This window comes from Salmonella sp. 32100201201700099SM, assembly GCF_017572645.1.
Classification (GTDB): Bacteria; Pseudomonadota; Gammaproteobacteria; order Enterobacterales; family Enterobacteriaceae; genus Salmonella; species Salmonella enterica.
In genome coordinates, this window is the sequence record NZ_JAGERQ010000011.1 from 161,717 (window position 1) to 176,007 (window position 14,291).

Sequence of the window (14,291 nt, forward strand, 5' to 3'; positions counted from 1 at the left end):
TGGTAAAAAGCTATAATGCACTAAAATGGTGCAACCTTTTCCAGGAGACTGCTGAATGGCAAGCGGCATACAGCCCGATGCTGGGCAGATCCTCAATTCGTTAATCAACAGCGTGCTGGTGGTCGACGACGCGCTGGCAATCCATTACGCCAACCCTGCCGCGCAGCAGTTGCTCGCGCAAAGCTCACGCAAACTGTTCGGGACGCCGTTACCTGAACTGTTGAGCTATTTTTCGTTAAACATTGACCTGATGCGCGAAAGTTTAGCGGCAGGACAAGGCTTTACCGATAACGAAGTGACGCTGGTGATTGATAGTCGCTCGCATATTCTCTCTTTGACCGCCCAACGTCTGCCCGACGATTTTATACTGCTCGAAATGGCGCCGATGGATAACCAGCGTCGTCTGAGTCAGGAGCAGTTGCAGCACGCGCAGCAAATCGCCGCCCGCGATCTGGTGCGCGGTCTGGCGCACGAAATCAAAAATCCGCTCGGCGGCCTGCGCGGCGCGGCGCAGCTACTCAGCAAGGCGCTGCCCGACCCGGCGCTAACGGAATATACCAAAGTCATCATTGAACAGGCCGACAGGCTACGCAACCTTGTCGATCGTTTGCTGGGGCCGCAGCACCCGGGAATGCACATTACCGAGAGCATACATAAAGTCGCGGAGCGCGTGGTGGCGCTGGTGTCGATGGAACTGCCGGATAATGTCCGGCTTATCCGCGATTACGACCCCAGTCTGCCAGAACTGCCGCACGACCCGGAACAAATTGAGCAAGTACTGCTGAATATTGTCCGCAATGCCTTGCAGGCGCTGGGGCCGGAAGGCGGCGAAATTACGCTGCGTACCCGTACCGCCTTCCAGTTAACGCTGCATGGCGAACGCTATCGCCTGGCGGCGCGTATAGACGTTGAAGACAATGGGCCGGGCATTCCTCCCCATTTACAGGATACGCTGTTCTACCCGATGGTCAGCGGTCGCGAAGGCGGCACCGGGCTTGGGTTATCTATCGCCCGCAATCTTATCGATCAACACGCCGGCAAAATTGAATTTACCAGTTGGCCGGGGCATACCGAGTTTTCGGTTTACCTGCCGATTCGGAAATAGAGGTGTTTATGCAACGAGGAATAGTCTGGGTCGTCGATGATGATAGTTCCATCCGTTGGGTGCTTGAGCGTGCTCTCGCCGGGGCAGGGTTGACCTGTACCACCTTTGAGAATGGTAATGAAGTACTGGCTGCGCTGGCCAGTAAAACGCCGGACGTCTTGCTGTCGGATATCCGAATGCCGGGAATGGACGGGCTGGCGCTATTAAAGCAGATTAAACAGCGTCACCCGATGCTTCCGGTCATCATTATGACCGCGCATTCCGATTTAGATGCCGCCGTGAGCGCCTATCAGCAGGGGGCGTTTGATTATCTACCTAAACCGTTTGATATTGATGAAGCCGTCGCTCTGGTCGAGCGCGCGATTAGCCACTATCAGGAGCAGCAGCAGCCGCGTAATATCGAGGTTAACGGCCCGACAACAGACATGATAGGCGAAGCGCCCGCCATGCAGGATGTGTTTCGCATTATTGGTCGGCTGTCGCGTTCTTCGATTAGCGTGCTGATTAACGGCGAATCAGGGACCGGTAAAGAACTGGTCGCCCATGCGCTTCACCGCCATAGCCCACGCGCCAAAGCGCCGTTTATCGCGCTCAATATGGCGGCCATCCCGAAAGATTTGATTGAATCCGAACTGTTTGGCCATGAGAAAGGCGCTTTTACCGGGGCGAATACCATCCGGCAGGGCCGTTTCGAGCAGGCTGACGGCGGCACGCTGTTTCTGGACGAAATTGGCGATATGCCGCTGGATGTCCAGACTCGTCTGTTACGCGTGCTGGCTGACGGACAGTTCTACCGTGTGGGCGGGTACGCGCCGGTAAAAGTGGATGTGCGCATTATTGCCGCCACCCACCAGAACCTCGAACGACGCGTTCAGGAAGGGAAATTCCGTGAAGACCTGTTCCACCGCCTGAACGTGATTCGTATCCATCTCCCGCCGTTGCGCGAGCGCCGTGAGGATATTCCGCGCCTGGCGCGCCATTTTTTGCAGGTCGCCGCCCGTGAATTAGGCGTGGAAGCCAAATTATTACATCCGGAAACCGAAACGGCGTTAACGCGCCTGGCATGGCCTGGTAACGTGCGTCAGTTAGAAAATACCTGCCGCTGGCTCACCGTCATGGCCGCCGGACAGGAGGTATTGACCCAGGATTTACCGGGCGAACTGTTTGAAGCCTCGACGCCGGATAGCCCGTCCCACCTGCCGCCGGATAGCTGGGCCACATTACTGGCGCAATGGGCGGACCGTGCCTTGAGATCCGGTCATCAAAACCTGCTTTCTGAAGCGCAGCCAGAACTGGAAAGAACGCTACTGACCACGGCGTTACGCCATACGCAGGGTCATAAACAGGAAGCCGCCAGGCTGCTCGGTTGGGGGCGAAACACCCTAACGCGGAAGTTGAAAGAGCTGGGAATGGAGTAAACATTACCCGCGAGTGTAAAGATTAATAATTGAGCGCAAAACGCTGCTATTTTGCGCTTTACTGTTCCGATGAGTTCAGTATGATCATGCCCGGCAAACGGGGGGATTCATTATGTTAGAATCTATTATTAATCTGGTATCGAGTGGAGCGGTCGACAGCCACACGCCACAAACTGCGCTAGCCGCCGTGTTGTGTGCCGCGCTGGTGGGACTGTTCAGCTGACAATGTGCCGGATGGCGCTAATGCTTATCCGGCCTACAGGTTGTCGCAACGTGTAGGCCCGGTAAGCGCAGCGCCACCGGGCAACCCGGCTAAATGACGCGTGAGAACTGCTGCATCCGCGCTTTCTGGCGCAGATACGCGTCAAAGCACATGCAGATATTGCGAATCAGCAAACGACCTTTCGCCGTCACCTGAATTCCCTTCTCGCTAATATCCACCAGCCCATCTTTCGCCAGCGGCGACAGTAATAGCAAATCTTCGGCAAAATATTCAGCGAAATGCAAACCCCACTGCTGTTCGACAGCGTTAAAATCCAGGCGGAAGTTACAAATCAGCGCCTTGATAACATCGCGACGAATGCAATCATCACGGGTCAGCGTAATACCACGCCATAGCGCATTGCCCCGCTCATCCACTTGCTGGTAATAACGCTTCAGCTCTTTCTGGTTCTGCATGTAGCCATCGCCAATCATGCTGATAGCAGAAACCCCCATCCCCAGCAAATCGGTATCGCCCTGGGTCGTATAGCCCTGAAAATTACGGTGCAGCACGCCTTCGCACTGCGCGACGGCCAGTTCGTCGTCCGGACGGGCAAAATGGTCCATCCCGATAAACTGATAACCGGCCTGAGTAAGCGATACGATCGTCTCCTGCAAAATATCCAGTTTCTGCTGCGCGCTGGGTAAATCGGCATCTTTAATTTTACGCTGGGCGGCAAAAAGCGTTGGCAGATGCGCATAGTTAAAGACGCTCAAACGATCGGGGTTCAGTTCCGTCACACGCTTCAGCGTGAAAGCGAAGCTTTCCGGCGTCTGTTTCGGTAGACCGTAGATCAAATCGATATTGGTCGAGGTAAAGCCGATATCGCGGGCGTGATTAAGCAACGCAAAGATGAATTCTTCATCCTGCTCGCGGTTAACCAGGCGCTGCACCTCTTTATTAAAGTCCTGCACACCCATACTCAGGCGGTTAAAACCTTCCGCACGTAAATGATCGAGCACATCCAGCTCAATTTCACGGGGATCGACTTCGATCGAGATTTCCGCGTCGGTATTAAAGTGGAAATTTTCGCGCAACAGCGTCATTAAGCGGCTGATTTGCGCTTTATTCAGGTAAGTAGGCGTACCGCCGCCCCAGTGAAGCTGGCTGACATGACGGTCTGCAAACAGCGGCGCGCGATGACGGATTTCCTGCTCAAGCGCGTCAAGATACTGGTCAGCTTTATGCTGTTGGCGGGTGACAATCTTGTTGCAGCCGCAGAAATAACACAACTTGTGACAAAACGGGATATGCACATACAGCGAGAGCGGACGTTCAGGATAACGCGCCACAGCCTGCAAGAATGCGGCGTCCTCGAAGTCTTCAGAAAACTCCAGCGCGGTTGGGTACGAGGTATATCGTGGCCCGGAATAGTTATATTTCTGGATCAGGGCCAGATCCCAGTCTATTTGCTGTTCAGACATGCTCACTCCTTCCGATGGCGTCTCTGGCGGGTACGGCGTACCGGCTTCACGCCATAACGGGCGGCAAGCCGGCTGCGCAGCCATTTCTGTCGCCGCGACAATCGCTGTAGTTTAACGAATAACCACACCAGATAACATATAACCGGAAGGGTTATAAGCAGGACGGGCAAGCCCACGGTGTAAACCCGTTAGTTGCCGCCTCTTAGCAGGCGCATCATATCTTCCTGCTTCTCGTCCTCTTCGTCGTCATCGTAAGACAGACCAAGCTTCTGCATCAGTTCATCAATACGATCCAGTTTGGCATCTACCCAGGCTTGATCTTCCGCACTCAGGGTTTCGCCCGCTTCCAGACGTTCTAACAGCGCATCCAGGCGCTCATCCGTTTCCAGTAAATCCAACTCCGCCTGCGGTGAAAGCATAGGTTTCTCACTTTTCGGTTTATGCTGTTGGGTCACTTTTTCAGTCACGCCCAATGGAACAGGTGTTTTACTGCCAATACGTGGATCTTTTTGTTGATTCTGATTGCCGCCGCCCGAAGCGGAATTGCCGCCCGCCGCGCGACTTCCCGGCGCATGACCGCGATGTTTTTTCAGGCGTTTACGGTCGCGCGCCTCCTGGTTTAACTCTTCACGCGTTTTACGACGCTGTTTGCCAAAGGCTTTACTGCGCGGTGCAGAGGTTGGTTTTTTCATGATGTCAGATCTTTAAGCCGTTTTATTCAGTATAGAATTGAGGCGGAATCTAGCAGAAAGCAAGCAAAGAAAAAAGGCGACAGAGTAATCTGCCGCCTTTTTTCTTGACTCACGACCCTTAACGGGTTCCACCATCCCTGTTGGCTATCAACACGCCCTGTTTTTCCCTTAGCCTGGAACATTCCATGTTGTTTCCATTTCCTTTTACTAACGTCTCCGGACGTTTGTCTTCCTGACAATCCTGTGTCTTCGCCTCCTGGCGCTCCTGACCCTCATCCTGAGTCGTTGATCCTGTTAGCGTCCTCGCTATGTGCATTACTTTACTCTTTTGGGGTAAACTCACAAGATACCGACACGGCAAATCCCTTTTTTTCAGACAATTACCTTTCTATAAATTCATGATTTAACTATATTAACTGGCTTTTAGCGTGACAACGACTCTGTCATATCGCATAAGTGCAATGGACAATGTCTCACAAAGCGTATGGCTTTTGCTTACAGCACCGACGCGCCGAAAAATCCGTCTTTTGCTGGCGTTCAGGTATAATCGCCACAATGCTTTGACTGACGGAGACGACCGCTTTGACTAACCTGAATTATCAACAGACGCATTTTGTGATGAGTGCGCCTGATATTCGCCATTTACCTTCCGATTGCGGAATTGAAGTGGCTTTTGCTGGCCGTTCCAATGCAGGCAAATCCAGCGCCCTGAACACATTGACCAACCAAAAAAGCCTGGCGCGCACCTCTAAAACGCCGGGCCGTACCCAATTGATTAACCTGTTTGAAGTCGTAGATGGCAAACGGTTGGTCGACCTGCCGGGCTATGGCTACGCGGAAGTCCCGGAAGAGATGAAACGCAAGTGGCAACGCGCGCTAGGGGAATATCTGGAGAAACGTCAAAGCCTACAGGGCTTAGTCGTTTTAATGGATATCCGCCATCCGTTGAAAGACCTCGACCAACAGATGATCCAGTGGGCTGTAGAGAGCAATATCCAGGTTCTGGTTCTGCTGACCAAAGCGGACAAACTGGCCAGCGGCGCGCGCAAGGCGCAGTTGAATATGGTACGTGAAGCCGTGCTGGCTTTTAATGGCGATGTGCAGGTAGAAGCGTTTTCCTCGCTGAAAAAGCAGGGAGTGGATAAGTTACGTCAGAAACTGGATAGCTGGTTTAGTGAACTGGCACCGGTCGAAGAGATTCAGGACGGGGAATAATCACCCGCTATGCCGGATGGCGCCGCTGCGCGTCTTATCCGGCCTACGGTGTGAGCGAAACTTTTCTTGCGCACAATAAAAAACGCCCCAGTCATAAACTGACTGGGGCGGCTAAAATATTCAGCCAAATCCGATTACGTGAAGTAAAAGGTCTGAAAGATAGAACATCTTACCTCTGTACCCTACGTGAATAACTTTACTCTTTTTTGAGCAACACAGAAAGACCTTTTCGTAATTTTTTTCATTCTTTACATAGGGAATTCTAATACCCATCACAAAACCCCCGTGCTTATGTTGCTTAATTACGAAAAAAGCGCGTTATTCCTTAAATGCTTAGTGCGCTTGATCCCAATTTTCTCCGCTACCGACTTCCACCAGCAACGGCACATCAATACGCGTGCAGTTTTCCATCAACTGATGGATACGTTTTGCTACCGCATCTAAGTCGTCTTTATGCACCTCGAACACTAATTCATCGTGTACCTGCATAATCATCCGCACGCGCGGCTGCTCGGCCTGTAGCCAGGCATCGACGGCAATCATGGCGCGCTTGATGATATCGGCAGCCGTTCCTTGCATGGGAGCATTGATCGCCGCGCGTTCCGCCCCCGCGCGCCGCGCCGCGTTGCTGGATTTAATATCCGGCAGGTAAAGGCGGCGCCCCTCCAGAGTTTCCACATAGCCTTGTTCTTTTGCCTGAGCGCGGGTGCGCTCCATATATTCCAGCACGCCAGGGTAGCGTTCGAAGTAGAGATCCATATACTTCTGCGCCTCTTTACGCGGAATATTAAGCTGGCGAGAAAGACCGAAGGCGCTCATCCCGTAAATCAGGCCAAAGTTAATGGCTTTCGCACTTCGGCGCTGTTCCCCGGTCACGCTATCCAGCGGCAAGCCAAAGACTTCCGCCGCCGTTGCGCGGTGAATATCTTTCCCTTCGGCGAACGCCGTGAGCAGCCCTTTATCACGGGAAAGATGCGCCATAATACGCAGCTCAATCTGTGAATAGTCCGCAGACACGATGAGATAATCCTCAGGCGCAATAAATGCCTGACGAATGCGGCGGCCCTCTTCATTGCGCACCGGAATATTTTGCAGGTTCGGATCGGTGGACGATAAACGTCCCGTCGCCGTTACCGCCTGATGATAGGACGTATGGACGCGCCCGGTTTTCGGGTTAATCATCAGCGGCAGCTTATCGGTATAGGTGGATTTTAGCTTCGCCAGACCACGATACTCCAGAATCACTTTCGGCAGCGGATAGTCCAGCGCCAGCTCTTCCAGCACCTCTTCCGACGTTGACGGCGCGCCGCCAGGCGTTTTCTTCAGCGGCTTAATACCCTGCTTTTCAAACAGGATGGTCTGCAACTGCTTCGTCGAGGACAGGTTGAACGCCTCGCCCGCAATGTCATGCGCTTTCTTTTCCAGTTCCGCCAGACGTAGTGTGATTTCTTCCGAATGTTTGTGCAGGACGGCAGGATCGATTTTTACGCCATTGCGCTCAACGCGTGACAGTACCGGCACCAGCGGCATTTCGATGTTTTCGAAAACATTCAGCGGGCCTTTGTGCTGCTGGAGCTCTGGCCACATTTTGAGATGCAACTGTAATGTGACATCCGCATCTTCTGCCGCATAGCGCCCCGCTTCCTCCAGTGCGATCTGGTTAAAGGTGAGCTGGTTTTTACCTTTACCGGCAATGTCTTCAAAGGTGATAGTTTTGTGCTTCAGCCAACGATCGGACAAACTGTCCATATCATGGCGTCCGGCGACGCTGTTCAGAATGTAAGACTCAAGCATGGTATCGAAGGCGATACCGCGCAGCTCAATACCGTAATTTTGCAAGACGCCGCGATCGTACTTGAGGTTTTGCCCCACTTTGCGCACTTTTTCATCTTCCAGCAGCGGCTTCAGCAGTTCCAGAGCACGCTGGCGGGAGATTTGATCCGGAGCGTCCAGATAATCATGCGCGACAGGTACATACGCGGCAACGCCAGGTTCGATAGCAAACGAGAGGCCCACCAGGTTGGCGGCGATATTATCCAGACTGTCGGTCTCCGTGTCGAAAGCAAAAACTGGCGCTTTTTTCAGCTTTTCAATCCAGCTTTCCAGCGTAACGTCGTCCAGAATCGTGACATAATTTTCATAAGAGAGCGCCGCTGCCGGTTCGCTGGGCGATTCATCAATAACGACCGTTTCCTGCGGTTTGGCCGCCGGTTTCGCGCCCTTTGCCTGTAGCCACTTGCCTGACTCAACGTCCGCCGTCCAGCGCTTAAACTCATATTTTTTAAACAGGCCCAGCAGTTCATCCGCAATCGGCTGCTGCACTTCAAGCTGTTCGCAGGTCAGCTCCAGTTCAACATCCGTTTTAATGGTGGCGAGTTTATAAGACAGGTACGCTACGTCTTTATTCTGCGCTAATTTACCGGCCATCGTTTTGGCGCCGCGGAAAGTGAGACCGGCAATTTTTTCCGGCTCGGCGTACAGCGTATCCAGGCCGCCCAATCCCTGAAGCAAAGCTTGCGCCGTCTTCTCACCCACGCCTGGTACGCCTGGAATATTATCCGAGGAGTCCCCCATCAGCGCCAGAAAGTCGATAATCAGCTCAGGCGGCACGCCGTACTTATTAACGACTTCATCCGGGCCGAGGATGGTGTTAGTCATGGTGTTGATCAGCGTAATATTCGGCGTCACCAACTGTGCCATATCTTTATCGCCGGTGCTGATTAATACCGGACGCCCCACCTTCTCCGCTTCTCGCGCCAGTGTACCGATAACGTCATCCGCTTCTACGCCAGAGACCGCCAGCAGAGGTAACCCCATGGCTTTAACCATGGCATGTAACGGCTCTATTTGCGCACGCAGATCATCCGGCATCGGAGGACGATGCGATTTGTAGTGTTCAAAGAGCTCGTCACGGAAGGTTTTTCCTTTGGCGTCAAACACCACCGCAGCATGCGTCGGCTGATACTGCATGATCAGGCTGCGCAACATGTTGAGGACACCATACATTGCGCCCGTAGGTTCTCCCGCGCTGTTGGTTAACGGCGGAAACGCATGATAGGCGCGATAGAGATAGGATGAGCCATCTACGAGAATAAGTGGGTTTTCTGGGATCTGAACCATAATGTCCGTGCCTATTTAACAGATTATGGTTAAAGGATGCCACATACAGGAGGAAAACTTGAGTTTTTCGCCGCATTTGCGGAAAAGTTTTGTCGATCTTCAGGATCGCTCGCAAAACAACCTGTGGATAACTTTGTGTGTAAATTCTTACCATTACTTTAAAATCAGCGCGATAGCCTTCTCATCTTAATAATTAACCATTATTTTCAATGAGTTGTTAACATCACGTTTTTCTGATTATCTGATTCATGCCGTTATCATAATGTGGATAGTTGTTACGAGTGTTTCTATTTCACTCAGCGCCATCATTAGCATCGTTTTCTGATAGAATCAGCCTCTTGCGCCCTTTTCGCGCACCGTTTATGGCTAACTTTTGAATAATTTATTATGACGAGAATACTCGCGGCTATCACGCTACCATTGAGTATCGTATTGACCATCCTGGTCACTATTGTTTGCTCAGTACCGATCATCGTTGCCGGTATGGTAAAGCTTCTTTTGCCTGTTCCCGGTATCTGGCGCAAGGTCTCCATTTTCTGCAATTTCATGATGTATTGCTGGTGTGCTGGTCTTGCAGCGCTGTTACGCCTTAATCCGCACTTGCAATGGGATGTAGAAGGGTTAGAAGGGCTGAGCAAGAAAAATTGGTATTTACTGATTTGTAATCATCGCAGCTGGGCCGATATCGTTGTGCTTTGCGTTCTGTTCCGCAAGCATATCCCAATGAATAAGTACTTTCTTAAACAGCAATTGGCCTGGGTACCGTTCATTGGCCTGGCGTGCTGGGCATTAGATATGCCGTTTATGAAGCGCTACTCCCGTAGCTACCTGCTCCGCCACCCCGATCGACGCGGCAAAGATGTTGAAACAACTCGTCGCTCTTGCGAAAAGTTTCGTCGGTATCCCACCACTATCGTTAACTTTGTTGAAGGCTCGCGATTTACGCATGAGAAACGTCAGCAAACGCATTCACCCTATCAACATCTGTTGCCGCCAAAAGCAGCCGGTATTGCAATGGCGATTAATGTTTTAGGCTCACAGTTCGATAAGCTGCTTAATATTACGTTGTGTTACCCAAACAACGATCGCCACCCCTTCTACGATATGCTAAGCGGTAGGCTGACGCGTATTGTTGTTCGGGTGCAACTGGAACCCATAAATGAAGAACTGCACGGCGATTACGTGAACGACAAAACATTCAAACGCCGTTTTCAACGTTGGCTTAATACGCTGTGGGATAAGAAAGATATACAGATAGAAGAGATTAAAACATCTTATAAAAACGCCGGTCAGTGACCGGCGTTCTTTTTATTTTTTATCAACCAAATATTTCACGGTATCAGCATACTGCTGAACAAAAACATCCATGCTGCTGGTATCCATGCCTTGTGGGTTAATCTGGTATTTGCCATTGACGAACATCGCCGGAACGCCCTGCAGTTGCAGGTCAGCCGCGGCTTTCTCCTGTTGCGCAACCAGTGATTTCACCACGAAGCTGTTCCATGCCGCATCGTAATCTTCGCCTTTTACGCCCGCATCAACGAACACTTTACGGATATCCGCGGCAGATTGTACTGTCTGGGTTTTCTGTACGGCTTCAAACAGCGGGACCGTGACTTTATCTTCTACACCCAACGCCATCGCCACCGCCCATGCCTGGGTGAGCTCCTTGCCCAACGGCCCCAGGAACTCAACGTGGTACTTGGTCATTTTGGTGCCTTCCGGCAGCTTTTTCTTCACATTGTCAGACACATGAAGCACTTCTTCAAACTGATAACAATGTGGGCAGTAGAATGAGAAAAACTCCAGTACCTGGGGTTCGCCAGCGACCGGTTTATCCAGCGTGATATACTGTTTACCGTCGCTGATCTGTGCTGCCGAGGCGCTAAAAGCTAAAACCATACCAGCCAGCGCCAGCCAAATCTTTTTCATGATCAACTCTCTCCGATTAATACATTGGCGTTAATTGTAAAGGGGGTTCGTGCAAAATTTTAGTCTGCTCAATAAAAGTCGTTGTCTGTCGCTGCCAGTAATCTTCCCCTGTTAACCAGGGAAAATTTTTTGGAAACGCAGGATCGCCCCAACGACGAATCAACCAGGCAAGATAATAAACTAAACGCATGGCGCGTAAAGGTTCAATGAGACCAATTTCAGCCGTATCGAACTCACTAACTTCTTCATAAGCTTCAATAATGGTTTCAAGCTGCATTCGCTGTTCGGCTTTGTTGCCGTTCAGCAGCATCCATAAATCCTGTATCGCCGGGCCGTTACGGGCATCATCTAAATCGACAAACAGCGGTCCATCACGCCATAGAATGTTGCCGGCATGACAATCGCCGTGCAATCGCAGCGTGGCGAAATCGGTGCGCCAGCATTCGGTAACCGCAGACAGTAGAGTATCAGTGGCTTTCAGGAAAGCCGCTTTTTGCCCGGAGGGAATCAGTGCGGCATCTTCGAATACCTGGCGAGGTTCAAAAAGATACTCTGCAAGCCCAATGTCAGGCCGGAAAGTGAAAGGACGTTTTCGCCCCGTCTGATGCAATCGGCCAAGATAACGCCCTACCGCCTCCATCTGATCGATATTGTCTGCTTCAAACTGACGACCGCCTACGCTGGGGAAAATGGCATAATGATAGCCCTGATGCGCTAACAGCGTCTGGCCATTAAACGCGAGCGGAGCAGCAACCGGAACCTCATCCTTCACCAGTTCAAGCGCGAATTGGTGTTCTTCCCGAATTTGATCAACAGACCAGCGTTCAGGACGATAAAACTTAACGACAAAACGTCGACGGTCTTCATCCTGAAACTGATAGACGCGGTTTTCATAACTGTTTAGTGGAGTCAGCCCGGAATCCACCCTGATCCCCTGTTCAAACAGCGCATCCATGATGGTTTCCGGGTGTAGCGTCTGGAAAGTAAAAGCGTTGTCGTTCATCCCATCATCCGGAAAATACTACGAATGATTCAGGATATCATTTCGTGGCGATTTCGGTGGCGCCGCTTACAAGGTTTTACTCTTTAATAACGCCGCGGGCGCGTAAAAGCGCCGTTTTAAAGTCCTCTTCATAGTCTTTTTGAATCCCTGGAATGGCGGCGTCTTTGGCGGAATCGCGCATTTTCAGATGGTAGATCAGGATATCATCAGTTAAATCTTCCAGTTTGCCGTCAAAACCTGACTCTTTCGCCAGTTTCTGCAAAAATTGCGTCAGATTAAGATCAGGCTCTTTCTGCCAGGCTGGCTGGAGGAGTTCAATGACTTCATTCAGGCGTTTACATTTCATAGCTGTGCTCCTTATTCTTGATACAGACACGGTAGCAGGGTCAATCCCACAATAAAAGAGGCGATATCGGTGAATCTGGATGAAGTAATAACCGGCGTGGTGCTGGCAGGCGGTAAAGCCCGGCGGATGGGAGGTGCGGATAAAGGTCTGCTTGAACTGAACGGGAAACCGCTCTGGCGACACGTTGCCGACGCGCTCGCGCCACAACTTGCTACGGTCGTAATTAGTGCTAATCGCCATCTGGATATCTACCAGGCCAGCGGCCTGAAAGTCATTCCGGATTCAATCGCTGACTTTCCCGGTCCGCTGGCGGGTATGCTTTCCGTTTTTCAGCAGGTAGCAGGCGACTGGTTTCTGTTTTGTCCCTGTGACAATCCCTGTATCCCCCACAACCTGGTCGATCGTTTAGCAGCGCATCGTCATGGCGCACCCGTGGTTTGGGTTCATGATGGAGAACGCGATCATCCAACGATCGCGTTGATTAATCGTGCCGTTGAGCCCCAGTTGACAGCTTATTTGCAAGCAGGCGAGCGGCGGGTAATGATTTTTATGCGCCAGGTAGGCGGACACGCCGTTGATTTCAGCGATTGTAAGGAGGCATTTGTGAACGTCAACACGCCGGAGGAACTCGCGCAATGGCAAAAGAGACCATGATACCGCTACTCGCCATTGCCGCATGGAGCGGCACGGGAAAAACAACACTGCTGAAAAAACTGATCCCAGCACTTTGTGCGCACGGTATTCGGCCAGGGCTGATTAAGCATACCCATCATGATATGGATGTCGATAAACCGGGTAAAGATAGCTACGAGCTGCGTAAAGCCGGGGCGGCACAGACGCTGGTTGCCAGTCAGCAGCGCTGGGCGTTAATGACGGAAACGCCGGGGCAAGAAGAGTTGGATCTGGCATGGCTGGTGAGCCGGATGGATGCATCAAAACTGGATCTGGTGCTTGTTGAAGGGTTTAAACACGAAGCAGTTGCGAAGATCTTACTTTTTCGTCAGGGATGTGGGCACAGCGAGGAAGAATTAATTCTTGATGAGCATGTTATTGCGGTTGCCAGTGATATTCCACTTGCCGTAGCGGTACCCGTTTTGGATCTTAATGATGTATCGCAGATTTCTGCCTTCATTTTGCGGTGGTTAGAGAAAGCACGTTCCTTGTAGGCCGGATAAGGCGAAGCTGCCATCCGGCGGTGCCGGTTGCCTGATGGCGCTGCGCTTATCAGGCCTACGGTTTTACAGTTACCGCACACGCAAAAAAGCCCGTCCGTCAGGATGGGCTTCTTCACTTGTCTGATGCCTGGCAGTTTATGGCGGGCGTCCTGCCCGCCCCTCTCCGGGCCGTTGCTGCGCAACGTTCAAATCCGCTCCCGGCGGATTTGTCCTCCTCAGGAGAGTGCTCATCGGCAGACCACAGATAAAACAAAAGGCCCTGTCTTCCGACAGGGTCTTTTGTTTTATTTGATGCCTGGCAGTTCCCTACTCTCGCATGGGGAGACCCCACACTACCATCGGCGCTACGGCGTTTCACTTCTGAGTTCGGCATGGGGTCAGGTGGGACCACCGCGCTACTGCCGCCAGGCAAATTCTGTTATCAGACCGTTTTTACGTTCTGATGTAATCTGAATCAGTGCTGAAAATCGTCTCTCATCCGCCAAAACATCTTCGGCGTTGTAAGGTTAAGCCTCACGGTTCATTAGTACCGGTTAGCTCAACGCATCGCTGCGCTTACACACCCGGCCTATCAACGTCGTCGTCTTCAACGTTCCTTC

General features: G+C 51.7%; 14 protein-coding genes and 2 rRNA genes. 7 read left to right on the top strand and 9 right to left on the bottom strand.

Annotation, left to right across the window (positions count from 1 at the left end; all coding sequences use genetic code 11):
* Positions 1–55 precede the first annotated feature (55 nt).
* From glnL to J4685_RS17870, 3 genes are all read left to right on the top strand, one after another.
* A complete protein-coding gene (gene glnL / locus J4685_RS17860; RefSeq protein WP_000146194.1) occupies positions 56–1,105 on the top strand; it encodes a nitrogen regulation protein NR(II) in 1,050 nt (349 codons plus the stop codon).
* Positions 1,106–1,113: 8 nt separating this feature from the next.
* Positions 1,114–2,523: a nitrogen regulation protein NR(I) gene (gene glnG, locus J4685_RS17865; RefSeq protein WP_001188785.1), complete on the top strand. Its 1,410-nt coding sequence runs from the start codon at positions 1,114–1,116 to the stop codon at positions 2,521–2,523.
* Between the two features lie 112 nt (positions 2,524–2,635).
* Positions 2,636–2,746, top strand: a complete 111-nt coding sequence (locus J4685_RS17870) for a YshB family small membrane protein (protein ID WP_001578131.1) — start codon at positions 2,636–2,638, stop codon at positions 2,744–2,746.
* A gap of 89 nt (positions 2,747–2,835) precedes the next feature.
* On the opposite strand, the gene hemN is transcribed toward J4685_RS17870, so the two are convergent.
* The 3 genes from hemN to J4685_RS17885 all read right to left on the bottom strand — a co-directional run bounded on the left by hemN (position 2,836) and on the right by J4685_RS17885 (position 5,244).
* Positions 2,836–4,209, bottom strand: a complete 1,374-nt coding sequence (hemN, locus tag J4685_RS17875) for an oxygen-independent coproporphyrinogen III oxidase (RefSeq protein ID WP_000003517.1) — start codon at positions 4,207–4,209, stop codon at positions 2,836–2,838.
* 188 nt (positions 4,210–4,397) lie between these two features.
* Positions 4,398–4,901: a Der GTPase-activating protein YihI gene (yihI, locus tag J4685_RS17880; protein WP_000743293.1), complete on the bottom strand. Its 504-nt coding sequence runs from the start codon at positions 4,899–4,901 to the stop codon at positions 4,398–4,400.
* Positions 4,902–5,019: 118 nt separating this feature from the next.
* A complete protein-coding gene (locus J4685_RS17885) occupies positions 5,020–5,244 on the bottom strand; it encodes a hypothetical protein (protein WP_001541209.1) in 225 nt (74 codons plus the stop codon).
* 239 nt (positions 5,245–5,483) lie between these two features.
* Here J4685_RS17885 and yihA point away from each other — a divergent pair, with 239 nt between their 5' ends.
* Positions 5,484–6,116 (top strand): ribosome biogenesis GTP-binding protein YihA/YsxC, encoded by a 633-nt coding sequence (gene yihA, locus J4685_RS17890; protein WP_000183327.1) that lies wholly within the window; start codon positions 5,484–5,486, stop codon positions 6,114–6,116.
* 333 nt (positions 6,117–6,449) lie between these two features.
* Here yihA and polA read toward each other — a convergent pair whose 3' ends face one another.
* The gene (polA, locus tag J4685_RS17895) at positions 6,450–9,236 is read right to left on the bottom strand and encodes a DNA polymerase I (RefSeq protein WP_000249972.1); all 2,787 of its coding nucleotides are present in this window, start codon (positions 9,234–9,236) and stop codon (positions 6,450–6,452) included.
* Positions 9,237–9,623: 387 nt separating this feature from the next.
* Between polA and J4685_RS17900 the strand changes: the two genes are divergently transcribed.
* Entirely contained in the window at positions 9,624–10,532 is a 909-nt protein-coding gene (locus J4685_RS17900; protein ID WP_000196902.1) for an acyltransferase, read from the top strand.
* A gap of 12 nt (positions 10,533–10,544) precedes the next feature.
* Here J4685_RS17900 and dsbA read toward each other — a convergent pair whose 3' ends face one another.
* The 3 genes from dsbA to J4685_RS17915 all read right to left on the bottom strand — a co-directional run bounded on the left by dsbA (position 10,545) and on the right by J4685_RS17915 (position 12,517).
* The gene (gene dsbA / locus J4685_RS17905; RefSeq protein ID WP_000725364.1) at positions 10,545–11,168 is read right to left on the bottom strand and encodes a thiol:disulfide interchange protein DsbA; all 624 of its coding nucleotides are present in this window, start codon (positions 11,166–11,168) and stop codon (positions 10,545–10,547) included.
* A gap of 16 nt (positions 11,169–11,184) precedes the next feature.
* On the bottom strand, positions 11,185–12,171 hold the full coding sequence (locus J4685_RS17910; RefSeq protein WP_000999265.1) for a serine/threonine protein kinase: 987 nt from the start codon (positions 12,169–12,171) through the stop codon (positions 11,185–11,187).
* Between the two features lie 76 nt (positions 12,172–12,247).
* Entirely contained in the window at positions 12,248–12,517 is a 270-nt protein-coding gene (locus J4685_RS17915) for a YihD family protein (RefSeq protein WP_000649858.1), read from the bottom strand.
* 69 nt (positions 12,518–12,586) lie between these two features.
* Between J4685_RS17915 and mobA the strand changes: the two genes are divergently transcribed.
* Positions 12,587–13,171: a molybdenum cofactor guanylyltransferase MobA gene (gene mobA / locus J4685_RS17920; protein WP_001046892.1), complete on the top strand. Its 585-nt coding sequence runs from the start codon at positions 12,587–12,589 to the stop codon at positions 13,169–13,171.
* Positions 13,168–13,683, top strand: coding sequence for a molybdopterin-guanine dinucleotide biosynthesis protein MobB (gene mobB / locus J4685_RS17925; RefSeq protein ID WP_010989262.1), 516 nt, complete (start codon positions 13,168–13,170; stop codon positions 13,681–13,683). Before mobA ends, mobB begins: the two co-directional genes overlap by 4 nt.
* Before the next feature lie 302 nt (positions 13,684–13,985).
* On the opposite strand, the gene rrf is transcribed toward mobB, so the two are convergent.
* Together rrf and J4685_RS17935 are read right to left on the bottom strand one after the other, a co-directional pair.
* Positions 13,986–14,101, bottom strand: a 5S ribosomal RNA gene (rrf, locus tag J4685_RS17930).
* Positions 14,102–14,194: 93 nt separating this feature from the next.
* A 23S ribosomal RNA gene (locus tag J4685_RS17935) occupies positions 14,195–14,291 on the bottom strand; the annotation flags it as partial.

What these genes read in the sequence shown, in the direction of transcription:
- J4685_RS17915 (WP_000649858.1), bottom strand. Translation starts at nt 12,517, where the DNA reads ATGAAATGTAAACGCCTGAATGAAGTCATTGAACTCCTCCAGCCAGCC.
- J4685_RS17870 (WP_001578131.1), top strand. Translation starts at nt 2,636, where the DNA reads ATGTTAGAATCTATTATTAATCTGGTATCGAGTGGAGCGGTCGACAGC.
- glnG (WP_001188785.1), top strand. Translation starts at nt 1,114, where the DNA reads ATGCAACGAGGAATAGTCTGGGTCGTCGATGATGATAGTTCCATCCGT.
- polA (WP_000249972.1), bottom strand. Translation starts at nt 9,236, where the DNA reads ATGGTTCAGATCCCAGAAAACCCACTTATTCTCGTAGATGGCTCATCC.
- glnL (WP_000146194.1), top strand. Translation starts at nt 56, where the DNA reads ATGGCAAGCGGCATACAGCCCGATGCTGGGCAGATCCTCAATTCGTTA.
- yihI (WP_000743293.1), bottom strand. Translation starts at nt 4,901, where the DNA reads ATGAAAAAACCAACCTCTGCACCGCGCAGTAAAGCCTTTGGCAAACAG.
- J4685_RS17910 (WP_000999265.1), bottom strand. Translation starts at nt 12,171, where the DNA reads ATGAACGACAACGCTTTTACTTTCCAGACGCTACACCCGGAAACCATC.
- J4685_RS17900 (WP_000196902.1), top strand. Translation starts at nt 9,624, where the DNA reads ATGACGAGAATACTCGCGGCTATCACGCTACCATTGAGTATCGTATTG.
- dsbA (WP_000725364.1), bottom strand. Translation starts at nt 11,168, where the DNA reads ATGAAAAAGATTTGGCTGGCGCTGGCTGGTATGGTTTTAGCTTTTAGC.
- hemN (WP_000003517.1), bottom strand. Translation starts at nt 4,209, where the DNA reads ATGTCTGAACAGCAAATAGACTGGGATCTGGCCCTGATCCAGAAATAT.
- mobB (WP_010989262.1), top strand. Translation starts at nt 13,168, where the DNA reads ATGATACCGCTACTCGCCATTGCCGCATGGAGCGGCACGGGAAAAACA.